The organism is uncultured Paraglaciecola sp. (assembly GCF_937123705.1).
In the GTDB taxonomy this organism is placed as follows: Bacteria; Pseudomonadota; Gammaproteobacteria; order Enterobacterales; family Alteromonadaceae; genus Paraglaciecola.
In genome coordinates this window covers 1-24,032 of sequence record NZ_CAKZKO010000056.1, presented here as the reverse complement: position 1 = coordinate 24,032, position 24,032 = coordinate 1, and the positions used below count along the sequence as shown (strand labels likewise).

Sequence of the window (24,032 nt, the reverse complement as noted above, 5' to 3'; positions counted from 1 at the left end):
CAGATTGATTCCCATCTAATACCTAGATACCCTTACAAGCCGAACTATTTCTAGTAGTACATCAATACAGATACATCTTAGTAAGTGACCACTTTACCCCATAAGGAACAGCTCAATATGAATGAAGAACTCGAACAGTTACAAGTGGTTTCTGACGCTGTATCTCAGTATCTGCTTGATAACGGCGTGCAAATCGTTATCACCTTAGTCATTTTAGCGATGGGTTATATGATTGCCAAAAAGCTGGGGAGGGCGGTTGAAGGTTTGATGATTGGCAAAAATATCGATGTAACGTTAAGCCGTTTTGTAGGTAATTCTGCCCATCTGGTTATTCTGGTTTTGGTTATTTTGATGGTGTTGGGCAGGTTAGGTGTCAGTGTCACGCCTTTAATCGCAATAGTGGGCGCCTTGTCTTTGGGGGCGGGGTTAGCCTTACAAGGCATGCTCTCAAATTATGCCGCAGGCTTTACTATTATTCTTACTAGGCCCTTTGTCGTTGGTGATACATTAAGTGTTCAAGGGCAGACGGGATTGGTAGAAAGTGTGCATCTGGCCTACACCATATTGATAGACGAAGATGATGTGCGTATTCAAATTCCCAATCGACTGGTTGTGGGTGAAATCATGCACAATTCAAAAGAACAGAAACTAGTAGAGTTGTGTGTGGGCGTAGCCTATAAATCTGATCCTCATCAGGTAATTACAGTTGTGGCTCAAGCCCTTAAAACTATTGATGGTATCAACATTGCTCATGGCCCCTTGATAGGCATAGATGAGTTTGCCGATAGCAGTATTAATATAGGTATTAGATTTTTCGCACCAACCTATAGATATTTTGAGTTTAAGTATAGGGCCAATCTTGCCATTTATGATGCCTTTAAAGGTAATGGGATCGAAATTCCCTTTCCGCAACGCGAAGTTAGCCTTATTAACACTGTCTCTAAGTAGGCAGCCAAAATATAAGTACTGAACTAAGATGAAAGATTACAAAAAAAGCATATTTACTGCCAAATTGCACAGTGGCACAGACATTGAACACAATGTTTATACTAAGGGCGCAGGCCCAGTGGTATTGATCGTGCAAGAGTTGCCGGGTATAGGGCCAGAAACATTAAGACTGGCAGACAACTTTGTTAGCCAAGGATTTACAGTCGTCCTTCCGCACTTGTTTGGCCCTATTGGCAAAGTCAATACTTTTGGTAATACACTGCGGGTTATGTGCATGCGTAAAGAGTTTAGAATATTTGAACAGGGTAAAACCAGCCCTATTGTGGCTTGGCTAAGAGCCTTATGCCATGATTTAAAAGCGCAGCACCAAGTGCCAGGTGTGGCGGTAATTGGCATGTGTTTAACCGGCAACTTTGCCATCTCATTAATGGCCGATGATGCGGTATTAGCGGGTGTGGCATCACAACCTTCGTTACCTGTTAATCATCACGCCGATTTACATATGTCACAACAAGATATTCAACAAATACGCTCTCGCTTGGATAATCAGGAGCCAATGTTGGCATTTAGGTTTGCCGAAGATACTTTTTGTCAGGGTGCAAGGTTTGAAAAATTAGACCAAGCATTTAACGACGATCGTCAAAGGATCAAGCTACAGGTTTTGCCCGGAAAGGGGCACGCCGTACTGACTCGGGATTTTGTAGATGAACTAGGACACCCCACAAAGCAAGCGCTTGAGCAAGTTGTTGCTTATTTTCGCCGTGCACTTACCCCATGAACTTTCAAGCTACACACAACATAGCCTTGATAAAACTCTTGCTATATTTTGATTACGTAGTATTTTATTTCGCCAATTAAAATTTTATGGGTTAATTAGTACAAAATTAACTGTAAAGTCGTTTTTATAGGTAACACACATGTACACTGAGCAATCACTCAACACTCCTTTTGATTACTTTCCTTTTGTTAAACGCTCGTTATTCATAATTCTTACAGTATTGTTCGCTGCTTGTGGTAGTGACAATGATGATGAATCGAATCTGGATGACGAGCTTCGCGGGATTATCACAGCACAAAACCTAACGGGCGACCCTAGTACTGACAGAGCCCTTCCCGATATTGAAGATCCAAAAGCCCAACTGGGTATGAAACTATTTTTTAGCAAGAGTTTAGGTGGAGATCTCGATGCTGCATGCGTGAGCTGTCATCACCCAATGTTAGGCGGAGGCGACGCACTTGCTTTGCCTATTGGTGTCGATGCTGAGGTAGAAGATTTGTTAGGGCCAGGGCGATTGCATAAAACCAGTGGCGAGCATTTTGATGGTGGCCCTACTGTACCAAGAAATTCACCTACTACCTTTAATATTGCATTATGGGATAGTGTTTTATTTCATGATGGCCGTGTTGAGAGTCTAGGAAAAACCCCTAAAATGATTGGAAATGATGGCTTAGGTATACGTACTCCGGATGTGGCTTTTGGCGAAGTTGATACCCAAGCAGGGCAAGATTTAGTGGAAGCTCAAGCGAGGTTCCCCGTAACTTCGAATGAAGAAATGAAAAACTTTAGTAATTTTGAAGGAACAGATAACACTCAAGTTAGGCAAAATTTACAGCAGCGTTTGGGAAATTACGGAGCACCTTTAGGTGGCTCATTAGCGATGAATCACTGGTTAGCTGAATTTAGAGCAGGTTTTTCAGCCCCTGATGGCACCGCAGAAGAATTAATTACTTTTGGTAATATCACCCAAGCCATTGCCGCCTATGAAAGCTCTCAAGTATTTGTAGACACCCCTTGGAAAGCCTATGTAGAAGGCGATGACGCCGCAATCAGTGATGATGCTAAACGAGGCGCAAAATTATTCTTTGATTCAACAGATAATGGTGGCGCCAACTGTAGTGCTTGTCATTCGGGAGACTTTTTTACCGATGAAAAATTTCATGTCATTGCTATGGCACAAGTGGGTCGTGGCAAAGGTGATGGCGAGCATGGCACTGAAGATTTTGGACGATACCGCGAAACGCATGATGAAACAGACAAGTATGCCTTTAGAACGCCGTCTTTGTTGAATGTCACAGTTACCGGCCCTTGGGGGCATGCAGGTGGATCTAGCACACTTGAACAAGCCATACGTACTCATCTTGATCCTCAAGCTGCACTTGATCATTATGACTTCTCTGAGCTCGATCCTAGTATCCAAACTACCGATATGGTAATCAACACCCAAAATGCTATAGATAAGTTGCAGGCAAATAGAGCTGCGGGCATGGCCAGCATGCCAGAACTCAGTTTAACCGATACACAAGTGACAGAATTGTTAGCCTTTATTGATACCCTTACGGATCCTTGTGTAACAGATTTAGCCTGTATGAGTCAGTGGGTGCCTAGTGCAGATGATTCTGATCCTGACGGATTACGTATTCATGCTATAGATGGCAATGGTAAGCATTTATAACTGCGGAGTTTATTGAGGATAAACAAGCCCCCAAACGATATTCTTTGGGGGCTTTTTTTTAGACATCGCTTAATCGTTACTGTGCAAGCTGGCGTTTAAACCGCCCCATTTAGACGAGTCTGCTACTACAGCTTCCACTTTTCCGGTTTGACTGTTGCGGCGAAATAATAAACCGTTTAAGCCTGAGAGCTCTCTGGCGGCTACCACATCGCCATCTGGCGTAGTGACTTTAGTCCCTGCTGTAATGTACAAGCCTGCTTCAACGATGCAATCATCGCCCAAAGAAATACCAATTCCGGCGTTGGCGCCCAGCATACTGTTTTTGCCAATGGCGTTAATAAACTTACCACCACCAGACAAAGTCCCCATAGTCGATGCGCCGCCGCCTATATCAGAGCCGTCGCCTACCACCACTCCTTGAGAAATACGTCCTTCAACCATAGAGCTGCCTAAGGTGCCGGCATTAAAGTTAACAAAACCTTCGTGCATCACTGTGCTACCTGATGCTAGGTGTGCACCAAGGCGGACACGATCCGCATCACCAATACGCACGCCTTCAGGGATAACGTAGTCGACCATTCTTGGGAATTTGTCGATGGATGTTAGGATCAGATGATGATTCTCATTGGCGATTAATTCCTTGAGTTCTTCTACTTTGCTAGGCAACACCGGACCCGCAGAAGTCCAGGCTACATTGGTTAATAACCCAAATACCCCTTCAAGATTAATAGCGTTAGGTTGCACGGCACATTCAGATAATAAGTGTAAGCGCAAATAGGCATCTTCAGCTGAGATGGGAGGCTCAGCTACTTCAATACTAATTTCGACATTTTGCCCTTGAATTATCCCAACTTTACTCGCAAGGCAATTGCGTTGAATGGGTTTATTGCTGCGGGGAAACCATACGTCTAGGGTTTTACCACTTTCAATATCAAAATATCGGTGGCCATTTCGGGTTATTGTCATTCAGTTGTCCTTATTAGGGTAGGTGGCGATAAGCTGATTATCTCGCTATTTGACTTTAATCACAGCCAATTTTTATTTATAGGTTATACCAAATTAAATCCCTTGCTTTGTAAAAACAAAGCGGGTGATTTTTTCGGCCCGATACCATAAGGTAGGTTTATGAATGCAATCATGTAGGAAAATCACTTGCTAATGTTTACTTATGTTCGTGACTGGTTGGTATTAAGCGGATTTTTTCTATTCTCTTTTTCAACTCAGGCTAAATACACTGAGATTTTTAACCAATATGAAATTGAACTGGAGTTTAATGTCAGTCAAGCAGTGCTAACGGCCAATATTTTAGATACACCAGGTCAGGAGCTAGTGGTAGTAGGGGTGGATGCCAAACAACAGCGTATTCTGGCTATTTATGCTTTTGACCTCGCCAGTAATAGATTCATGCAACGTGACAAACTTAAAATTGCCAATGGTGTATTTGCATTCGATGTGGGAGAGCCGCAATCGAATGGTTTACAGCATTTGTACTATTTAAATAAAACAAAGGTTTATCGTTATGTACCTGCTCATCTAGGTCATAAATCAAATTGGCAGCAAGCGCAGCAGGTGTCATCCATATACTTAGGTGATTATTCAGACACACTAAAGCAAATGGATTTTATTCAAGATATTAACAATGATGGCCTTGACGACATTATTTTGCCCCATTTTGAACAGCTCAATTTATGGTTAAGCGATTGCTGTGGGGCACGACACTATCAAGAAATAGCTATCGCTGCGCGGATCGAAATGAATCAAAACAGTGTTAGTTACGACACTCAACCATTATATTTTCAAGATATGGACCAAGATGGAAAAACAGACTTAATGACAGTAGAGCAAGGCTACCTAAATGTCTTTAGTCAAAATAAAAATATGCAGTTTTCATTAAAGCCTAACCAAATAGCCATTGAGCCTTCAATTTATCCAGTAGAATGGTGGAAAATGAAAGATGCAAATGGTCAGGAAATGGATCAAAGCAATATTCAACACCGTAGTGTCAAAAAAATTGATGACTTTAACGGTGATGGCATTCCTGACTTGGCGGTGCAGTTCACTAAAAGTTCAGGTGTGTTAGACAAAAGCATCGATTTCGAATTCTTTTATGGCGCAGTTGTAGAAGGCAAATTGGAATATCCCGAGCAAGCCAATAGCAGAGTGGCCTCCGAGGACACGTTATCGGGGATCGCTTTTTTTGATCGGGAAATGGACGGCAAACAAGAGGTGGCCGTTTCGTCTTTTGATATCGGAATATCGCAAATAGTAGGGGCCTTATTGTCTGGCAGTATCGATCAAGATGTGCTGATTTTTGCAATGGATGAAAACCATCAATTCGGTAGCAAACCAATGGTGACCCAAGAAGTGGAAATTACCTTTAGTTTAAGGTCTGGTACACGAGGTCAGCCTTTGGTTAAAATGCTTGATATCAATGGTGACAAAGTCAAAGACATAGTGTATTCAGATGGTGATAATGTGTTAAGAACATTACTTGCCACGCCAAATCAAAATAGACTCTACGCCAAAGGCTCATTGCGACAAAAACTGCCGCTGCCAAAAAATCCATTTAATGCCGCCACCGAAGATATTAATGGTGACGGCAAATCCGATTTAGTGTTACATCATGGCCCAGCAGACAGTCCAAAATCATTAAGTAAAGTGCTAGTGTTACTAGCAAACTAGCGACTTTTTCTAATAAAGTAAGAGTCTATTCTGTCATATCTGATGCAGTAGATAGCTCGGTCAAAAGTCGTTCAAAGGCCTGCCATTTTTGTGCTTCATTTTTACTTTGTTTATTAACATAATTGCGAACAATTTCTTTGCCTAAATTGTAATTCAACACATAGGCTCGATATTGCTCACTAAATCGCACGCTTTGTTCGGCGCGCTCTTTTGATACCAATGAATATTTGCGGGTCATTTCAATGGCCTGTTTGCGGCTCATTTCACCATTTAGGTATTGCTGAGTGATGGCATTGCGGGAATGGGATAATTGCCCTGTCAGTTTAGTGAGCTTGTCTAAAGCTTCGGTTTTAGCTGGGTCTAGTCCTGCCAATGGAAATAACACATCAGATTCGTAAACTATTTTTTGTTTATCGGGAAAGCTCAATTCAACGCCAAAGTTGGCGCTACCTTCGGCAATCAACGCATATGGACTAAAAAGTGGGAAAATCGAATATTCAATCCAGCCATTTTTATTCAATAGGTTATTTTCTATGAGCACATTCCAGACATGGTGTCCGGGATAACCTTCGTGGCAACCTAAAGTAATGGCACGGTCGATTTGCATGGGAAAGTCTTGATTAATTTGCATCAAACTTTTGTTATCACCTTGATACCAGTTGTAGCCAGACCAATTTTTATCCGTTACGTACTGCAATTCAAAACGTTCGTTTGCAGGCAGTGAAATATATTGGCTAGAGCGCTTGCTACATTCAGAAATCGCTTGATCAACCACCTCACTGACCTTGTCGTTGGCGACTTCAAACTGTTTTCTAAAGGTAGCGACTCTCTGGGCTAAATCACCTTTGCCTGGCACTAGTTTGTCTATCTCTGCTAAGGCTTGGTCAAACGTCCTATAGTCATAGCTCGGAATGTCTACGTCATAAATTAAACGGGCTTCTTCAGCAAAACTAAAGGTTTCGCCATTAACCATACGGGCACGCACGTCCATGGCGCGCACATTACGATAAAGTGCCTTGTGACGTAATTTTTGCTGCTTGCCATTGACTTCAAAGTTTTTCAAAGATTCAAAAAGTAGTTTGATATCAGCGGCTAACTGCTGTTTCGAGCGCAAATTATGCTTTGCATGGGTTTTCCACTGGTCAGGACCAAGGTAGGCATCCACATAATCCTTATCGTATTGCCCTAACTCCAATCCGAGTTTTACATACTGCTCTGCTATTGGATCTAGTGTAATAGAAGTCAAGTTAGGAGCGTGATTGTGCTTGGCGCAGCCAGCGAGCAAGGCAGCCAAGCTAACGCATAGCGCGACTGAAAAATGTTGCAGTGTTTTTGTATTCACCAGTGAGTTCACTTTGTTATTTACTGTGAATAAACTTTACACGATTTACTGGTGGCTATGCTGGCTAAATTTATATTGCAGAATATAAATTTGTTACTAGCTCTTAGCATTTTGTATCATTGTGGTAATCAAACTTGATATCATACTCGGCGTTTTTTACTGGTTTCAGATCAAATTGATTTGAGTCACAACATAATTGCTGCAGCAAAATTAGCGGATAACCTTAGGTTTTAATGAAAATACCAAAAAGATTACAACCACTTGTAGAAGATGGCTTGATAGATGAAGTACTCTATCAACTGATGAGTGGTAAAGAAGCCACTGTATATGCGGTGCAATGTGGCCAAGAGGTGCGCTGCGCTAAAGTATACAAAGAGGCCATGAAACGCAGCTTTAAAAAAGCCGCGCAATATCAAGAAGGCCGCAAAGTACGTAATACCCGCCGCGCTCGTGCCATGGAAAAAGGCTCTAAGTTTGGTCGTAAACAACAAGAAGATGCTTGGCAAAACACCGAAGTCGACGCCTTATTTAAACTGGCCAAAGCTGGAGTCCGTGTGCCAGAGCCTTATGGCTGTTATGAAGGCGTGTTATTGATGGAATTAGTCTGTGATGATGAAGGCGACGTGGCGCCACGGCTTAACGATGTGTCTATGTCACCAGAGCAAGCTATTGAAGATCATGCACTGGTCATGGTCTATGTGATGCGTATGTTATGTGCGGGTCTCGTTCACGGAGATTTATCAGAGTTTAATGTATTAGTTGATGACTACGGTCCAGTGATCATTGATTTACCTCAAGTAGTAGATGCCGCCGCCAATAATAATGCTTTTAGTATGTTGCAACGCGATGTGCGCAATATGAGTGAATATTATGGACAATATGCCCCTGAGCTGATGCAAAGCTTTTATGCCGAAGAAATGTGGGCCTTGTTTGAAGCGGGTGAACTCACTCCAGATACCCAACTAACCGGTCATTATACCCAGCCTGAAGATGACGCTGATGTTGACTCAGTACTCGAAGAAATCAAAGCGGCCTTCGCAGAAGAACAGGCACGGCAAGAAAGGATCAATGAAGCAAATGAGCCGATTTAAATTACTCTATATAAATCAATGATTTATTCTGGTCTATTTTAAAGTCAAATTCTCTCAAAAAATTCATACCTAATAACCCATCAGCATTTTCCATGTTTTCCATGGGTAATATCACCACAGGTAGATTTTTTACAGTGACGTGCCCAATGGCTAATTCTCTAAATTGATACATGCGCGCCATAATTCTACCGGCGGCGGTATTCATGTTAAAACTGCCCATATAGTTGATTTTGTATCTGTTACTTAAGTTTTCAAAGTAATGGGTTGAAATAGCGGTAACAGATGCCCCTGTATCAATCAATAATGACACTGGGTTGCTACTCAAGTTGGCATCTATCACATATTGGTCGCCATACTTTTTGAGTTGAATGGGGCGACCAATATTGCTCGCTAGTTCGCTTGTTTCTTGGGGGGCGTCTTCATTGTTATCTGGTGAACTTTGCTGGGCCAGTATGATTTTTCTGATGCTCTGAGCATCGGGATCATTCGCCTCTAAAGCGCCTAATATATTTTCCACTAATCCGGGGTGAAAAAGTTCGGCGTAAGCTTGGGCTAAAGATAATATATACAGCCTGTTGTTAGGCTCTAGTTGCAGCAGGGGCTCAACAAATTGCGCTAAGATATCCCACGAATAGCTGCGCCTTAACTGTTCGATAGTGGTTTGGCTTAGTTGTTGAATTTGCAATTGAATTTCGCCTTGCTGCGCCGCTGTCATAGGGGCTCTTAACAAGTCGTAATAGTGTGCGATGGCATCACTCAATAAGCCGGTTTCTACTTTTAATTTGGCTTCTAGGAGTAAAAAATCCATATCTTGAGGATGCTGCTGTAAATATTCTTGTAAAAATGCGCCTAAACGGATGAAATTTTTATGCTGTAACCAAAGCTCTGCCTGCGAGAGTAATGTTAGGCGGTTGTCCTGAGTTTGACCCACTTGACTACTTGTTAATACTTGCGGTGTTTGAAGCGTCTTATCTTCTGTTTGGTTGGTGTTACGGCTTTTAAGAGGTGCAAACACTTGATTTTGCAATGCTGATTCACTGTCATCAAAAACACTGGATAACAGTGGTTGATTATTTGGGTTGAACAATAAAAATACGTTAAGTGTTAAAGACGCACTAAGCACTAACCATAATAAAAAAGTTGGCCGTTTCATACTTGTTCTATCACTTTGGTTTGTGTTTCGGTGCTTGTAGCAAGGCAGGTTAACGCGGCAGGTCCATATATCTGTGTAAAGGCTTGAGGCATACGTTTAGGTTTGCCAGTTGATAGGGCGATGCACACAAATTCGGTGCGAGCCCTTAGCAGTGTTTGTTGATCGCTGCGGCGTATAAATTGAAATTGCCGCGCTAATTTGAGCTTATTATCACACTCTACTATCCAGGTGGCGCAATCAATGATGTCATTTACATGGGCTGCGGCTAAATAATCTATTTGGTGGCGACTAATGGCCATGCCTCTATCTAAGGCCTGATACTGTTCAATGGTTAACCCTAAATGATTGGAGTGCGCCCAAGAGGTGACTTCTAATTGACTCACATAAGCCACATTATTAGCATGTTGATAGTGGTCAATTTGCTCGGGCATAACCCGCCACGTGTTTATAAAGGGATTGGGAAGCTGCCAAGACATAAAATAACTAAACGTCCGGTAATGGATTTGGCGAATTTGGATCGGCGAGTTGCAGCATGATGATCCGCTCTTTTTCGACAATAGGGAGAATAAAATCCTGTACATTACCCAGGTTTTTAAAGGCCTTAAAACCTTTTTCAAGAAATTCATGCAGAGCCAATACCCCTGCAATTTTTGCCGGTTTTCGTGAGATAAATAGTAAACTGGCAATACCTTTCATCTTGACCACATCTGCTAAGTCGCTTCCTAAAGTGTGAATATAATCGATTTGTTGTTGCCTAGTGGCTAGGTTGTCGCAGTCGACATAGGCCTTAGCGTAGCTTGCTCGATTGATCTCTGAGCCGGCTAGCTGCCTGGCTAAATCAAAATCCAGTTCAAAAGATAAGGTATTGAGATGTAACGCCGAGGCAAGAGATTGCAGTGCTTTCTCAGGTAGAAATTTCGACATTTTAGGCACAATACGCGCAATATCTTGATCTCGCTGACTAAAGTCATTGGGGCCATATAGTTCGTCAATAAAAAACTCTACTGCTGGCTTAAAGCGTTTTTGTTGGTACATCTGCTGATGACTGGCGAGCAAACGTTTACATTGCCATGTTTGTACAGCTTTGATTGTATCCACTAAATTGGATTTTTCTGCAATTTCTTGCATGGTGATCATGCCATGTAAGTGGCGGATGATTTGTTTAGTGCTTTCACTCATCCCAAAACACCATTAGTAACAATTGTCCTTAACAAATTAATGCTTTCCATTTGTGACTCATAAAGTGTTTATAGCTTGGCGTAAACTTTGACCGAAAACAATAGTTGAAACGCAACACCTAAGATTAATTGTTGGAGTTATTGGTATTAGGTCTCATTATGTATAAAATGCCGCCCCTATGAATATCAACACCGCTCAAATATCTGCAATCAAACCTAGCTCGTTGAGTTCAGCAGAGTCAATGCTGCATATCTATCAAGATTTGATTAGACTTTTTAACCGGACTTTTAAAGAGGTAGAAAATACCCAACTGGTAAAAGGTGGGCACGAGCCTATATATCTTCCCGCTAAAAATACTCAGCAACATCATCAAATAGTCTTTGCCCATGGGTACTTTGCTAGCGCCCTTCATGAAGTGGCTCATTGGTGTATTGCGGGTAAACAAAGGCGCTTGTTAGAAGATTATGGTTATTGGTATAGCCCAGATGGACGTGATGCTAAGCAACAATCCGAATTTGAACAGGTAGAAATTAAGCCCCAAGCTATTGAATGGGCGTTTTCTTGCGCCTGTGGTAAACCCTTTAAGGTGAGCATTGATAATTTAAATGGCGAAGCAGGCGACTCGCAGATTTTCAAAAATGCGGTGAAACAACAAGTACTAGATTACCTTGAACTTGGCTTCCCTCCTAGGGCGGCTACTTTTATTCGGGTTTTACAAAATTTTTATCAAAGTGGCAAGCTCACCAAGGAGATGTTTTGTCTTGAGTCAATTTAATGAAAGCAGAGTATTTAAACTTGGTTTATTGATCAATCCTTTTGCGGGTTTAGGTGGTGCACTGGCGCTTAAAGGCAGTGACGGCAGTGACATTCGCGAAGAAGCCTTAGCTATGGGTGCTGAAAAAAAAGCGCTAGATAAAACTCGGCTCGCTTTAGAATCTATTGTTTCTATAAAGGACCAAGTGCAGCTGTACCTAGCAGCAGGGGATATGGGCGAAAATGTGGCAAGAGACATGGGCTTTAGCTATGAAGTGGTGTTTCGACCTAAGAATGAGCAAACCGAATCTCAGGACTCTGTTGCCACGGCACAAACTCTACTATCGAAAAAAGTGGATTTAATCCTGTTTGCAGGAGGCGATGGTACTGCTCGTGATCTTTGTAGAGTAATTGGTAATTCAGTGCCAGTGCTGGGTGTGCCATCGGGCTGTAAAATTCATTCGGCCGTTTATGCGATTACCCCAGCCGCTGCGGGGCGAGTATTAAAACAAGTGATTGACGGTGAAATTGTCAGTGTAAGCGACGCCGAAGTGATGGACATAGATGAAGCCTTGTTTCGTCAGGGTAGGGTCAACGCCCGCCAATATGGCGAGATGCAGGTGCCTACAGAATTACGCTATATTCAAGCCGTTAAAATGGGCGGTAAGGAATCTGATGAGCTAGTGTTAGCCGATATTGCCGCTCATGTTATTGAAATTATCGAACAGCACCCCGACTGTCTATTTGTAATGGGGTCGGGCTCTACCGTTGAGTTTATTATGCAAGAGCTGGGTATACCCAATACTTTGCTCGGTGTAGATGTAATCAAAAACAGCCAATTAGTAGCCAGTGATGTTACCGCTGATGAATTATTAAGCCTAACCGCGCAGCAGAGTTGTAAACTGGTGTTGACCCTAATTGGTGGGCAAGGGCATATTATTGGTCGTGGTAATCAACAACTCAGCGCCAAATTTTTAACCCAATTAGGTAAAGATAATATGTTGCTGGTCGCCACAAAAAACAAAATTTCGAATTTATCGGGCCGCCCCTTGATTGTCGATTCAGGGGTGTTTGCCTTAGATCAGCAATTATCAGGATTAATCAGCATAATTACGGGCTATCACGACCAAGTGCTTTATCCAGTTGCCAATGCAATATAAAAGGAACAGGTTTGACATTATCAGCCCCACATTTACTCGATATCTTTATACAAAATACCGAAACCTACTTAGATCAAGTTGTAGAACATGGCAATGATCAAGAGTTATTTATCGCCAGCTATCTACAAGGTCATTTTGCAGTCGCCGCAGGGCAAAGCCAAGTGCAAAACATGACTCAAGTAGCAGAGTTGTCAGAACTTATGCAACACAGTTTACACCAAGCCTTTGAAAATAAAGAGCTGATTGATGAAGACCAGCAACAAGTGCAAAGCTTGTGGCAAACCTTGCTGGCAGCTGAAAAATAGCGTTTCCATTGTCATTCTTTTGCTTTTAAAAGCGTATTCACCACAGAGATCACGGAGCGCTGCGCTTCACAGAGGAAAAGAAGGTTAATATAAAAATTGCTTTTCTCTGTGTCCTCAGTGGTTCAAGATTCTTTGTTTTTAGTGTCCTTGCTTTCGTATCAGTGCTCTTACAAGAAAACGATTGGGGTTTAGGGCGTCGAGTAAGTCGCTGGATAGGGGCATAGGTTCTTTTAGTATTTGGCTAACCAGCACTTCAGCACACAAAGGCGCAGTGGTTAAGCCTCTTGAGCCTAAGCCGCAAAGCATAAATAAATTCGGATGATTGCTAGGTTGCGGGTAATGTTTAGGGGGTAAGGCTTTGTATAAGTTGTGATATTGCTCGGTTTGCTCATCGATATTTGGCACCGCTCCTACCATAGGTAAATGATCAGGGGTACTGCATCTAATCGCTGCGCGGCCGCTTAATGTTGGTTGTACATCTTGTATCCAGTCACATTTTGCTAAGGCTTGTTGATGCATGCTTAGATTGGTTTGTTGTTCGCTCAATCGATAGTCGCAATTTTTATCATCTTTAATATAGGTTGAGCCTAAGGCATGAGTGCCTTGCCATGCTGGGGTGATGTAACCTTTATGACATAATACTGTGGATAACTGCGCTAAGGCATGACAACTTTTAATGGCTTCTACTTGACCTCTGACTAAGCGAAATGGCAACTGTGACATCTGCTGACAATCAGCGCTGTCGCTGCCGGTGGCCATGATCACAATGTCGGCTGTTGTTTGACTGCCATCACGCCAATTCAGCTGCCAATTGTGTTGGCTGCGCGCTAACGACAGTAACTGTGAATTGACAGTTTGAGTAGCCCCCGCCGCTTTAACTAATCCCGCTACCAAGTCTGGTAGATTTATCCAACCACCTTGGGGAATAAATAGCCCAGAGTAGGGGATATCGAGATTCGCTAGTTGAGTCGCTAGTGCGGGGGAAACTTGATGTATTAGTGACTCTGGCCAAGTTTTATTTGCAATCATTTTGTTTTGACGTGCCGAGACCTTGTCATTAAAAGCCAGTTGTAATGTGCCGCACCATTGATGCTCAAAAAATATACCTTGCTTAAGTATTTGACGATAGGTGGTATTGGCATAATTGAAACATAGCGCGTGAATTTGACTGGCGTGACCTGCTTGGGCATTGAGCTGCGGATAAAAGCCCCCTTGAGCATTCCCCGAAGCTCCTTGGGCCAAGGCTTGATCTTGACAATAAATAGTAGAATCTAAGCCTCTTTTACTCAGGGCATAGGCACAATTTGCTGCCGCTAATCCGCCACCAATAATGGCAATTTTAGGCGACTGGCTAATCTTTGCAGCTTCGCGGACGTAATAGGGTGATCGACTTGGGTTATCGTCTGGCTTATTTATTACCCCTGCTAACATGTCACGTTTGCGGCCATGGCCCCGTTGTTTTTGTACCTCGAAGCCCGCTTCTCTAAGACCTCGTTTCACATGACCCGCTGCGGTAAAGGTTGCAAAGTGGCATTGGTCTTTGGCCAGCAAAGCCATGTTTTCAAATAATGACGGGGTCCACATCTCAGGATTTTTGCTGGGCGCAAAACCATCTAAAAACCAAGTATCAACTAACCCTTGGGGCTTATTTTCAATCTTGGGTAATACTTGATGCACATCTCCTAACCATAAATCTAGGGTGACTTGCCCGTTAAAAAACGTTAAGCGGTGGCAACCCGCTACGGCAATGGGATATTGTTCCAGTAAAGGCTTTGAATACTGAGCTAATTGCGGATACAGCAACAAGGCGTTGGTTAAATCGCCTTGGCTAATAGGAAATTTTTCAATAGAAATAAAATGTAGATTAAATTTGGGGGCATTGCTTTGCTGCATCAATTTGTCAAAATGCAGCATAGTTACTAACAGGTTTAAGCCGGTACCAAAACCAGTTTCGGCTATGACAAATTGCGATTGCTGCCATTTCCCCCAGCGCTGTAATAAGTGATTATTTTTAATAAATACATGGGTGGTTTCTTCAAGACCTTGGGCATCAGAAAAGTACAAGTCTTCAAACTGGGTGGCGTACGGGGTACCATTCTCATTGAACTGGATTTTGGCGTTGGCTATAGTCAAATTTGCTGTGCTCTGTGTTTCAATAAGCGAATTATACCGATAAGGTTTGAGTGGTTGCATATTAATTACGAAATTTTGTCAGCATCAATATTAATCCGAAAATTGTTATTATATAATTAAGCTCACACGTGTACGCTGAAAGCAGACCAGTTAACGCATTAAAATCATTAGAATGTGGCAAATTTTTCCTGAAGGGTAAATCATGAGAAGAGCGGTAATTACGGGGCTAGGTATAGTCTCTAGTATTGGTAACAATAAAGATGAAGTCACGGATTCTCTTAGAGAAGGGCGTTCGGGTATCACCTATTCCGAAGAATTTGAGCAAGCGGGTTTACGCAGTCAAATTTGGGGTAAAGTAGACTTAGATATAAAAGACCACATTGACCGCAAGACATTACGTTTTATGGGCGATGCGGCGGGTTATGCCTATATAGCTATGCAGCAGGCCATTGAAGATTCGGGGTTAACTGAAGATTTAGTTTCAAACGTTAGAACAGGTATTATTGCTGGCTCTGGCGGGGCATCTTCCAAAAACCAAGTTGAAGCCATCGATATTCTGCGTGAGAAAGGCGTAAAACGTATAGGGCCATACATGGTAACGCGCTGTATGGGGAGCACTGTTTCGGCTTGTTTAGCCACACCTTTCAAAATAAAAGGCGTGAACTACTCCATTAGTTCTGCTTGTTCAACCAGCGCTCACTGTATTGGTAATGCCTTAGAGCAAATTCAATTAGGCAAACAAGACATAATATTTGCAGGTGGTGGTGAAGAGTTACACTTTACACTTTCAGCTGAATTTGATGCTATGGGTGCCATGTCGACTAAGTACAACGACACACCAACTAAAGCATCTCGCACCTACGACGCCGATCGCGATGGTTTTGTAGGCGCTGGTGGTGGCGGCATGGTAGTAGTTGAAGAGCTTGAACACGCCCTGGCTCGCGGCGCTAAAATTTATGCCGAGATTGTTGGTTATGGTGCGACATCTGATGGAGCCGATATGGTGGCGCCATCTGGTGAAGGTGCCATGCGCTGTATGCAACAAGCCATGCAAGGTTTAGATAAGCCTATCGATTACATTAATACTCACGGTACTTCTACGCCCGTTGGCGATGTAAAAGAGTTGTGGGCAATTCGCGAAGTATTTGGTGAATCAACACCGCCACTTAGTGCCACAAAAGCCATGACGGGTCATGCATTAGGTGCTGCTGGGGTAAACGAAGCTATTTACAGCATTTTAATGATGGAGAACGACTTTATTGCGCCATCCATTAATGTGGAAACCTTAGATGAAAATGCTCAAGGCATGGACGTGGTAACCGAAACTCGCGAAGGTCCACTCACTACAGTGATGTCAAATAGCTTTGGTTTTGGAGGCACTAACGCCACCTTAGTAATGCAGAAATATCAGAGCTAAATTTACTTTTTAGCTAGCAAAATATTTAAAGCCAGCTTAAGCTGGCTTTTTTACAAATGGCATAACGAATAACGGGAAATTACTGCAAATGAAAAAACCAAAAACCAATTTATGGAATGTTTTCAAGAGCGTAGCAGCCAGTGCATTAGGTGTACAAAGTGACGCTAATTACAAAGAAGACTTCGAACAACCCTCATTTGTTCCCTTTGCAGTCGTAGGTGTTATATTTGTATTAGGACTCATTGGCATACTTATACTTCTGGTCAATTTAGCCCTCTAAAATCAATGGGGTCAGAGCATTTGATTTAATCAAATGCTCTGACCCCATTGATTTTTGTTTTATATCTGTCCTAGTTCAGCAAGCCTTATTTTGTTTAACACCATTATTTTACCGTAGCGCAGTGCAATAACTTTGTCTGTTTGCAATCCTTGTAGAATTTTATTAACTGTTTGCCTTGAACTATGAATAAGTTGCGCCAGTGCGTCTTGAGAAATGGTGAGCTCCATACAAGGTGACTGTTGTTCTTCTAACCCTTGGTGCATCAGGCTGAGTCTTTTACAGAGTTGTCCTTTTAGAGATAAGCAACCGGTTTCGTCGATTAGGCTGAATGTGGCACGTACTCTTTGACAAAGCAGGCGCATAATATGTTGTGACCATTCTGAGTGTTTAATGAATAATTGCTCAAAAGTGGACTTTGATATTTTAAATAGTCGAGTCGTCTGCTGGGCGTGGGCATAGTGGGTGCGTGGTTGATTATCTAGCAATGATATTTCACCAAACCAATTACCGGGCTGGATCCAGGTTAAAACCAGCTCTTTGCCTTCCATAGTAAAATTGCTAATACGTATTTTTCCACTTAGTACGCAGTAAAATCCATCGGCTGGATCATTTTTTTGATGTAGCACTTGTCTATCTTCTAAAACTTTTATTTTGCCTTTTTCTAGTAAGAGAGCCGCCAAATTTTGTGGCAGTGAGGCAAACCATGAATTTTGCGAAACAATATGATGAATGTCATCTATAGGCATTAAAATGTCTCAATTGTCAACTTGGCGACAGTGTGTGTGATGTGGGATAGCTTATCGTAAGGTGATTAATAATCAACTAACGAGTGATAAAATGACAGGGTCAGTAAAACAGCAAGTCAGTGAACAAGAATGGCAAGCACGGGTTGATTTAGCGGCAAGTTACCGCGCCGTGGCTATGCATGGTTGGGATGATCTAGTCTTTACCCATATATCTGCACGGGTGCCCGGGCCTGAACATCATTTTTTAATTAACCCTTATGGTTTGATGTTTGAAGAAGTCACGGCCTCAAGTTTGGTTAAAGTCGACTTGCAAGGCAATAAGGTGATGGACTCAGAATACGACATTAACCCAGCAGGTTTTACTATTCATAGTGCCGTTCACGAAGCCCGTGAAGACGCCAAGTGCGTAATGCATTTGCATACCGCTGCGGGGATTGCGGTGTCTGCAAGTAAACAAGGGTTATTGCCTCTTAGTCAGCAATCTTTATTTGCGCTTTCGTCTTTGTCTTATCATGATTATGAGGGGGTGGCCCTTAATCCTGACGAAAAAACGCGCCTAGTGGCTGATTTAGGGGAAACTAATTTTATGATCTTGCGCAATCATGGGCTGTTAACCTGCGCCGATTCTATTGCCGATGCTTTTTTGTTTATGTATCTGCTTGAAGTATCTTGTCAGATTCAGCTTAAAGCCCAAGCTAGTGGACAAGAACTTATCCAAATTCCATCCCAAATTTTACTGGGTATTCAAGCGCAAGCGAAACAAGTTACCCGTTCTGCTGGCGGCGCCTTGGCATGGCCGGGAATATTGCGGAAATTAGACCGAATTAATCCAGGATACGATCAATAACTTTGCCAACACTTAACTTCAAAAATTATCAAAAACAGGCGAATTTTAGTGAGCTTTGTGGTCATCGCATCGCTCATTGGCAGTCGCTAAATTTTCAAGAAGACATTGATAAAGAAACCATTTTGTTTATTCATGGCTTCCCCAGTGCTTCTTGGGATTGGCATTTCCATTGGAAACACTTAGCTGGGCAATATCGGTTACTCAGTTTAGATTTACTAGGTTTTGGTTTGTCTGCTAAACCTAAAAATCATCAATACAGTTTGTTAGAGCAAGCGGATATTGTGCTGGCATTGCTAAAAGAGCAGGGGGTTGAGAAATACCATATTCTGGCACACGACTACGGTGATTCAGTGGCTCAAGAGTTGTTGAGTCGCCAGGATGATACTCATCATATCGCTAAAATTTCATCTATTTGTTTTTTAAACGGCGGATTATTTGCGTCGCAGCATCGACCGCTATTTGCTCAGAAGTTATTAAAAAGTGGGCTCGGCAGTATCGCCAGTTATTTTATGAGTAAGGGCAGCTTTAAGAAAAGTTTTAATAAAATATTCGCGACCAATAGCCAGCCTACAGCCCATGAAATCAATACCTTATGGCAATTACTTGAACATAATAACGGCAAAAGGGTGTTGCCTAAGTTATTAAGCTACTTAGATGACAGAAAGGAACATGGCGAGCGTTGGTTAACAAGCATGATCAGAACAACAATTCCTTTGTATTTTATCAATGGTGTGCACGATCCTATTTCGGGACAACATATGCTTGATCATTATCGAGATGTCATTCCTAATCCGCGCACCACAGCGTTAGATGTAGGGCACTATCCGCAGCTAGAAGCACCCGAACAAGTGTTAACTGCATATCGCGCCTTTTTAGCACAGATAATCAGCTGACTAATCAAGGCTAAACGCCATAATCATCTTTAAAACCATCAGCAAAGTGGCATAATACCGCCACTTCCAGCTTTTTCCTTAAGTCACAGTCATGAAAATTTATTATGAAGACAGCATGCCTTATGCCGCTGAGTTTTTTGCTGAACTAGGCGATTGTCAGGTGTTTTCTCATAAAACCCTCAATGCCGATATGTTAGTCGATGCCGATGTGTTGTTGGTGCGCTCTACCACTAAGGTTAATCAACAGTTGCTTGAGAAAAACAAACATGTGCAATTTGTGGGTACAGCCACAGCGGGTACTGATCATATCGATAAAGGTTTTCTTGCCAGTCAGAACATTCCATTTACTTCAGCTGGTGGTTGCAATGCGGTTGCTGTGGCTGAGTATGTGTTAAGTGCCATGGTGGTAATGGGCCAAAGGTTTAACTGGGATTTAGCCGGCAAAACCCTGGGCATTGTTGGGGCAGGGCATGTGGGCTCGGCGCTGGCTCGCCTATTAACTGTGCTAGGTATTCAGTATAAATTGTGCGATCCGCCTTTAGAGCATGCTGGGGATAGCCGCACTTTTGTGAGTATGCACGAGATCATGAGCTGTGACGTGATTTCGCTGCATGTACCTTGGGTCAAAGATGGCCCTTATGCCACACAACATTTATTTGATAAAACCCGATTAAAGGCGTTAACAAGCGATCAGCTGTTGATCAATGCGTGCCGTGGCGAAGTGATTGACAATCAGGCCGCTCTTGAGTTGTTTGCACAAGGCCAACCACTCAATTTAGTGTTAGACGTGTGGGAAAACGAGCCAAGCATTAATCTTAATCTTATTCCGCATATTGCTTTAGCAACTGCGCATATTGCTGGTCACACCATCGAAGGTAAGGCCCGTGGCACCGAAATGCTGTACTTTGCCTTGTGTCGCCATTTGGGGATACCAGCAAATAAAAAGTTATCTGATTATTTACCTCAGGCCGCGCCAAGCACTATTCAGATTCAAAACAAGCAAGGTTTTTGGCCATTAGTACAAGCCTTGGTGTTAGATGTATATAATATTGAAATCGATGATCAGCATTTTAGAGCCAATATGCCTCATGCTGGTATGCAAAGTGTTGAAACGCAAACCGCCGAGCAGTTTAGATATATCCGAAAACACTATCCTATAAGAAGAGAGTTCTCGGCAATCACCCTAAACACTGGAAATTTTGCCGATTCGAAGGCAATCTATGACCTTGGATTTTTGCCCCTAGATTAAGGGGATGAAACTTCACTTTTTAACCGATTAAATTCACTTTTTAGGAGTAATAAAACCATGTCTCGGGCCTTTGATGTTGCTGTGTTGGGCGCTACTGGATTAGTAGGACAACAGATGATCGAAATTCTTGAAGAAAGAGGTTTCCCCATCAATAAACTTTACCCATTGGCCAGTGCACGCTCTGCTGGTGGCAAAGTGACTTTCAAGGGAGAAGAAATCAGCGTATTAGATGCCGATGAGTTTGATTGGAGTCAAGTACAGCTTGGCTTCTTCTCAGCAGGCGGCAGTGTGTCTGAAAAGTTTGCCCCTATTGCGGCAGAAGCCGGATGTGTAGTGATCGATAATACTTCACATTACCGTTACGAAGCGGATATTCCTTTAGTGGTGCCAGAAGTTAATCCTCAGGCTTTAGCCGAGTTTCGTAATCGAAATATTATTGCTAATCCCAATTGTTCTACAATCCAAATGATGGTGGCCTTAAAACCTATTCATGACGCAGTGGGCATTGAACGCATTAATGTGGCAACTTATCAGTCGGTGTCGGGGGGCGGTAAATCTTCAATCGACGAACTAGCCCATCAAACGGCAGCTTTGTTAAGTGGCAAAGAAGTGAAAACCAAAGCTTTTAGTCGCCAAATTGCCTTTAATGTTATCCCGCAAATTGATGAATTTATGGATAACGATTACACCAAAGAAGAAATGAAAATGGTGTGGGAAACCAAAAAAATCATGGGTGACGATACTATTTTGGTGAATGCTACAGCAGTGCGGGTGCCTGTATTTTATGGCCACGGTGAAGCTATTCACTTAGAAACCCGAGCTCCAATAGATGCCGAAGAAGTCAAAGAGCTATTGGCTAACGCCCCGGGAATAGTGCTGCACCGGGAAAGAGAAGAGTTTCCTACTCAAGTCAGTAGTGCCAGTGGCAATGACCATACTCATGTTGGCCGCGTTAGAAACGATATCTCTCATCCAAATGGCATTAATTTATGGGTAGTGTCGGATAATGTGCGTAAAGGTGCAGCGACCAATAGTGTTCAAATTGCAGAAGTGCTGATCCGCGACTATATGTAGTTTGTTACAACACCCATAAAATCGATGAGTCACAGTCTACTTGTGGCTCATTAATTCCCTGCAATTGCCGATATTAGCTACAGTGACTTCCTTTACTTTCTCGCTGACACTCACATTTGAGATAAGATGGTGTTTAAGTGGCAATGTTTTGTCATTCTAGAACAAAGCTTCCTTGTAGTTTATAGTGAGGTAAAGATTCTTAGGTGATGCTAAAACATGGAATACGAATTGCTACACCAAATGCATTGCATAAATCTGTGAATAAAATAGTCATATAAATGACAATAATAGCAAAGACTTAGTTAGCAACACAGAGCCACACTTATAGTGATAAAAGTTGATTTTTTGGGGAAAAGAAAACATATGAATGTGCGAAAGATAGCAGTACAGCTTTTTATTACGCTAATTTTTGTTACTGCTGTTGATGCTGCTGACTTTCAACAAGTTCAGCTTAAAGGTCCTAAAAATGCCACAGAGCAATTTTCTGGCACAGTCTACGGCCCAATAGAATCTTCTGATACTTTGTGGCAAATATCACTGCGCTACAGGCAGAACAAAGCCTTGTCTATCTATCAAGTGATGCAAGCCATTTTTGAGCTAAATCCCGATGCTTTCGAACAACAAAACCTTAATTTACTAAAAGATGGCTCAATCCTAAAGTTACCTTCTGAGCGCTATATCGCCAGAGTCAACTTGCAGCAAGCCACAGAAAAAGCCGAGCGCGATTCAAAAAACTGGCAGCCCAATGACGATAGTGCGGCTGGGGCAAATCTAAAAAATACTAACAGCAACCAACAGAACACAAACAAAACAGCCACTCTTGGTCAGACTAATGAGCTTATTGAACAAAAATTAGGAGCCTTTGACGAGGCACAAACTCGCCAATTTATGGCAATGCGGAAGCAATTTGCCGAATCTATTAGCACTGTTCAGAGCATACTTGATGAGAATAAGAAGCTATTTGAACGACTCGACAAAGTAACATCTGATATTGACGAAATGCGCAGCGACGAGGAAGAAAAAACGCTGCAAATGAATCAAATGGGCGAAAGCATTGATGAACTATTAGAAAAGTCTCGTCAAAATGAAGCTCAAAAAAATGCACAAATGTCTGAAAAAAGTCAGTCATGGACTGATGAGCCTATTACCCTTGTTTTGTTATTCACCTTACCTGTTCTACTCATTTTGGCGATTTTTGCTTTTTGGATGATTAAACGTAAGAGTCCTGCCAAAGTCGAACCGCAACAGGAAGAGGATGATATCGACGATCTTTCTTTGGATCCTGTAGCGGCTGAAATGGATGATTTATCAGACGCGCTCAGTGCTGAATTATCGGGTGAAAGCTCAGATGAATTAAATGATAAAGACTTGTTTGGAGATGAAGAAGTATTTGATGATGTTTTATCTGAAGAGCTAGAAGAATCTTTAGATGAAGTACTCGACAGCACAATAGAAGAATCTCCCCTTGATGAAGCCGAAATATTTGATGAGCTTGATGAAGATGATGTGCTTGAAGAAGCACTTGAGTCTGTACCTGATAATGCGGAGCAAGATGACTTAGATAATTTATTTGAAGAGGAGGATTTATTAGCAGAAGTACAAGAGGCTAATGACAACTCAGATCTTGATGAGATGTTAATCGAAGGCGATGACCTTGAAACTCAAGTGGTTGAAGATCAAGTATCAGAGGAAGAAGCTTCACTACTTGCCCCTGTTGCGTCGGATGACGAAATGCCCACTGAATCAGTGGTAGACGAGGAAGAGCAGCCAGAGATCAGTATTGATGAGTTGTTAGATGAAACTGTTGATGAAGCTTTCGATAATCCAGTCATTAAGGATTCAGAAGACATTAACGAGGATGTATTGAAGAACCTCGATAAAGAAATCGAATCTCAGAATGAAGAACTGGACACTGTTACAGGCAACTTACTTGATGAACTTGATCAAATAGAACAAATGCGTTCGATGATGCCTGATGAAGACCTAACTGCCACTGAAGAGCCTCAGATGGACATACAGAAACTTGATGATCTTGCAGAAGAAATAGACCAAGATTTATTGAGTGACGGGGATATTAAAACCACAATTGAGACTGATGACTTATTAGAAGTTGAACTACCCGATGCAGTGGATGAAATCGTTACAGAAGAGCCGACCCTTGAGTTGGAGTCCAGCACAGATGTAGATAATTTGGTTGATGAAATGGATTTAGATGTTGACACTGATCCTGAAGTCCCTTCAGATGATTTACCAGAGCCAGAGCCAGAGCCAGAGCCAGAGCCAGAGCCAGAGCCAGAGCCAGAGCCAGAGCCAGAGCCAGAGCCAGA

22 protein-coding genes are annotated in these 24,032 nt (G+C 42.3%); 15 read left to right on the top strand and 7 right to left on the bottom strand.

The window, feature by feature from the left end; genetic code table 11:
* Nucleotides 1-117: 117 nt before the first annotated feature.
* From Q0688_RS09510 to Q0688_RS09500, 3 genes are all read left to right on the top strand, one after another.
* Nucleotides 118-948 carry a mechanosensitive ion channel family protein gene (locus Q0688_RS09510; RefSeq protein WP_299075188.1) on the top strand — a complete coding sequence of 277 codons (831 nt, stop codon included), beginning with the start codon at nt 118-120 and terminating at the stop codon, nt 946-948.
* Between the two features lie 28 nt (nt 949-976).
* Nucleotides 977-1,726 carry a dienelactone hydrolase family protein gene (locus Q0688_RS09505; RefSeq protein ID WP_299075185.1) on the top strand — a complete coding sequence of 250 codons (750 nt, stop codon included), beginning with the start codon at nt 977-979 and terminating at the stop codon, nt 1,724-1,726.
* Between the two features lie 139 nt (nt 1,727-1,865).
* A complete protein-coding gene (locus tag Q0688_RS09500; protein ID WP_299075182.1) occupies nt 1,866-3,401 on the top strand; it encodes a cytochrome c peroxidase in 1,536 nt (511 codons plus the stop codon).
* A gap of 69 nt (nt 3,402-3,470) precedes the next feature.
* On the opposite strand, the gene Q0688_RS09495 is transcribed toward Q0688_RS09500, so the two are convergent.
* A complete protein-coding gene (locus tag Q0688_RS09495) occupies nt 3,471-4,367 on the bottom strand; it encodes a DapH/DapD/GlmU-related protein (RefSeq protein WP_299075179.1) in 897 nt (298 codons plus the stop codon).
* A 192-nt stretch (nt 4,368-4,559) separates the two neighbouring features.
* On the opposite strand from Q0688_RS09495, the gene Q0688_RS09490 reads away from it, so the two are divergent.
* Complete coding sequence (locus tag Q0688_RS09490; protein WP_299075175.1) at nt 4,560-6,083, top strand: VCBS repeat-containing protein; 1,524 nt, start codon at nt 4,560-4,562, stop codon at nt 6,081-6,083.
* A 25-nt stretch (nt 6,084-6,108) separates the two neighbouring features.
* On the opposite strand, the gene Q0688_RS09485 is transcribed toward Q0688_RS09490, so the two are convergent.
* Nucleotides 6,109-7,425, bottom strand: a complete 1,317-nt coding sequence (locus Q0688_RS09485; protein WP_299075172.1) for a hypothetical protein — start codon at nt 7,423-7,425, stop codon at nt 6,109-6,111.
* A gap of 233 nt (nt 7,426-7,658) precedes the next feature.
* Between Q0688_RS09485 and Q0688_RS09480 the strand changes: the two genes are divergently transcribed.
* Nucleotides 7,659-8,516, top strand: coding sequence for a PA4780 family RIO1-like protein kinase (locus Q0688_RS09480; RefSeq protein WP_299075169.1), 858 nt, complete (start codon nt 7,659-7,661; stop codon nt 8,514-8,516).
* A gap of 1 nt (nt 8,517) precedes the next feature.
* Here the strand turns inward: Q0688_RS09480 and Q0688_RS09475 are convergent, their stop codons facing one another.
* Genes Q0688_RS09475 through Q0688_RS09465 form a run of 3 tightly spaced genes read right to left on the bottom strand, consistent with a single transcriptional unit; the run spans nt 8,518 to nt 10,848 of the window.
* The gene (locus Q0688_RS09475; protein WP_299075166.1) at nt 8,518-9,669 is read right to left on the bottom strand and encodes a TIGR02281 family clan AA aspartic protease; all 1,152 of its coding nucleotides are present in this window, start codon (nt 9,667-9,669) and stop codon (nt 8,518-8,520) included.
* Complete coding sequence (locus tag Q0688_RS09470; protein ID WP_299075163.1) at nt 9,666-10,145, bottom strand: thioesterase family protein; 480 nt, start codon at nt 10,143-10,145, stop codon at nt 9,666-9,668. The genes Q0688_RS09475 and Q0688_RS09470 overlap by 4 nt, the downstream gene beginning before the upstream one ends.
* A 7-nt stretch (nt 10,146-10,152) precedes the next feature.
* Nucleotides 10,153-10,848, bottom strand: coding sequence for a hypothetical protein (locus Q0688_RS09465; RefSeq protein ID WP_299075160.1), 696 nt, complete (start codon nt 10,846-10,848; stop codon nt 10,153-10,155).
* Nucleotides 10,849-11,092: 244 nt separating this feature from the next.
* Between Q0688_RS09465 and Q0688_RS09460 the strand changes: the two genes are divergently transcribed.
* From Q0688_RS09460 to Q0688_RS09450, 3 genes are read left to right on the top strand one after another with little or no spacing between them, the layout of a single operon-like run.
* Nucleotides 11,093-11,623 carry an elongation factor P hydroxylase gene (locus Q0688_RS09460; RefSeq protein WP_299075413.1) on the top strand — a complete coding sequence of 177 codons (531 nt, stop codon included), beginning with the start codon at nt 11,093-11,095 and terminating at the stop codon, nt 11,621-11,623.
* Nucleotides 11,610-12,761: an ATP-NAD kinase family protein gene (locus Q0688_RS09455; RefSeq protein ID WP_299075158.1), complete on the top strand. Its 1,152-nt coding sequence runs from the start codon at nt 11,610-11,612 to the stop codon at nt 12,759-12,761. Before Q0688_RS09460 ends, Q0688_RS09455 begins: the two co-directional genes overlap by 14 nt.
* Nucleotides 12,762-12,772: 11 nt before the next feature.
* Nucleotides 12,773-13,066: a YfcL family protein gene (locus tag Q0688_RS09450; protein WP_299075155.1), complete on the top strand. Its 294-nt coding sequence runs from the start codon at nt 12,773-12,775 to the stop codon at nt 13,064-13,066.
* A 138-nt stretch (nt 13,067-13,204) separates the two neighbouring features.
* Here the strand turns inward: Q0688_RS09450 and mnmC are convergent, their stop codons facing one another.
* Nucleotides 13,205-15,199 carry a bifunctional tRNA (5-methylaminomethyl-2-thiouridine)(34)-methyltransferase MnmD/FAD-dependent 5-carboxymethylaminomethyl-2-thiouridine(34) oxidoreductase MnmC gene (gene mnmC / locus Q0688_RS09445; RefSeq protein WP_299075410.1) on the bottom strand — a complete coding sequence of 665 codons (1,995 nt, stop codon included), beginning with the start codon at nt 15,197-15,199 and terminating at the stop codon, nt 13,205-13,207.
* Between the two features lie 202 nt (nt 15,200-15,401).
* On the opposite strand from mnmC, the gene fabB reads away from it, so the two are divergent.
* A complete protein-coding gene (gene fabB, locus Q0688_RS09440) occupies nt 15,402-16,616 on the top strand; it encodes a beta-ketoacyl-ACP synthase I (protein ID WP_299075152.1) in 1,215 nt (404 codons plus the stop codon).
* Between the two features lie 88 nt (nt 16,617-16,704).
* Nucleotides 16,705-16,896: a DUF2970 domain-containing protein gene (locus Q0688_RS09435; RefSeq protein WP_299075149.1), complete on the top strand. Its 192-nt coding sequence runs from the start codon at nt 16,705-16,707 to the stop codon at nt 16,894-16,896.
* A 59-nt stretch (nt 16,897-16,955) separates the two neighbouring features.
* Here the strand turns inward: Q0688_RS09435 and Q0688_RS09430 are convergent, their stop codons facing one another.
* Nucleotides 16,956-17,642, bottom strand: coding sequence for a Crp/Fnr family transcriptional regulator (locus Q0688_RS09430; RefSeq protein ID WP_299075146.1), 687 nt, complete (start codon nt 17,640-17,642; stop codon nt 16,956-16,958).
* Nucleotides 17,643-17,733: 91 nt separating this feature from the next.
* Here Q0688_RS09430 and Q0688_RS09425 point away from each other — a divergent pair, with 91 nt between their 5' ends.
* The 5 genes from Q0688_RS09425 to Q0688_RS09405 form a co-directional block, all read left to right on the top strand.
* Nucleotides 17,734-18,489 (top strand): class II aldolase/adducin family protein, encoded by a 756-nt coding sequence (locus tag Q0688_RS09425; protein ID WP_299075144.1) that lies wholly within the window; start codon nt 17,734-17,736, stop codon nt 18,487-18,489.
* A 2-nt stretch (nt 18,490-18,491) separates the two neighbouring features.
* Entirely contained in the window at nt 18,492-19,382 is an 891-nt protein-coding gene (locus tag Q0688_RS09420) for an alpha/beta hydrolase (protein WP_299075141.1), read from the top strand.
* A 91-nt stretch (nt 19,383-19,473) separates the two neighbouring features.
* Entirely contained in the window at nt 19,474-20,631 is a 1,158-nt protein-coding gene (locus tag Q0688_RS09415) for a 4-phosphoerythronate dehydrogenase (RefSeq protein WP_299075139.1), read from the top strand.
* 57 nt (nt 20,632-20,688) lie between these two features.
* Nucleotides 20,689-21,705 carry an aspartate-semialdehyde dehydrogenase gene (locus Q0688_RS09410; RefSeq protein WP_299075136.1) on the top strand — a complete coding sequence of 339 codons (1,017 nt, stop codon included), beginning with the start codon at nt 20,689-20,691 and terminating at the stop codon, nt 21,703-21,705.
* Between the two features lie 363 nt (nt 21,706-22,068).
* The coding region (locus Q0688_RS09405) for a FimV/HubP family polar landmark protein (protein ID WP_299075134.1) at nt 22,069-24,032 on the top strand (1,964 nt) is incomplete at its 3' end.

What these genes read in the sequence shown, in the direction of transcription:
- Q0688_RS09480 (WP_299075169.1), top strand. Translation starts at nt 7,659, where the DNA reads ATGAAAATACCAAAAAGATTACAACCACTTGTAGAAGATGGCTTGATA.
- Q0688_RS09500 (WP_299075182.1), top strand. Translation starts at nt 1,866, where the DNA reads ATGTACACTGAGCAATCACTCAACACTCCTTTTGATTACTTTCCTTTT.
- Q0688_RS09465 (WP_299075160.1), bottom strand. Translation starts at nt 10,848, where the DNA reads ATGAGTGAAAGCACTAAACAAATCATCCGCCACTTACATGGCATGATC.
- Q0688_RS09505 (WP_299075185.1), top strand. Translation starts at nt 977, where the DNA reads ATGAAAGATTACAAAAAAAGCATATTTACTGCCAAATTGCACAGTGGC.
- Q0688_RS09490 (WP_299075175.1), top strand. Translation starts at nt 4,560, where the DNA reads ATGTTTACTTATGTTCGTGACTGGTTGGTATTAAGCGGATTTTTTCTA.
- Q0688_RS09475 (WP_299075166.1), bottom strand. Translation starts at nt 9,669, where the DNA reads ATGAAACGGCCAACTTTTTTATTATGGTTAGTGCTTAGTGCGTCTTTA.
- Q0688_RS09495 (WP_299075179.1), bottom strand. Translation starts at nt 4,367, where the DNA reads ATGACAATAACCCGAAATGGCCACCGATATTTTGATATTGAAAGTGGT.
- Q0688_RS09435 (WP_299075149.1), top strand. Translation starts at nt 16,705, where the DNA reads ATGAAAAAACCAAAAACCAATTTATGGAATGTTTTCAAGAGCGTAGCA.
- fabB (WP_299075152.1), top strand. Translation starts at nt 15,402, where the DNA reads ATGAGAAGAGCGGTAATTACGGGGCTAGGTATAGTCTCTAGTATTGGT.
- Q0688_RS09470 (WP_299075163.1), bottom strand. Translation starts at nt 10,145, where the DNA reads ATGTCTTGGCAGCTTCCCAATCCCTTTATAAACACGTGGCGGGTTATG.
- Q0688_RS09510 (WP_299075188.1), top strand. Translation starts at nt 118, where the DNA reads ATGAATGAAGAACTCGAACAGTTACAAGTGGTTTCTGACGCTGTATCT.
- Q0688_RS09410 (WP_299075136.1), top strand. Translation starts at nt 20,689, where the DNA reads ATGTCTCGGGCCTTTGATGTTGCTGTGTTGGGCGCTACTGGATTAGTA.
- Q0688_RS09425 (WP_299075144.1), top strand. Translation starts at nt 17,734, where the DNA reads ATGACAGGGTCAGTAAAACAGCAAGTCAGTGAACAAGAATGGCAAGCA.
- Q0688_RS09430 (WP_299075146.1), bottom strand. Translation starts at nt 17,642, where the DNA reads ATGCCTATAGATGACATTCATCATATTGTTTCGCAAAATTCATGGTTT.
- Q0688_RS09415 (WP_299075139.1), top strand. Translation starts at nt 19,474, where the DNA reads ATGAAAATTTATTATGAAGACAGCATGCCTTATGCCGCTGAGTTTTTT.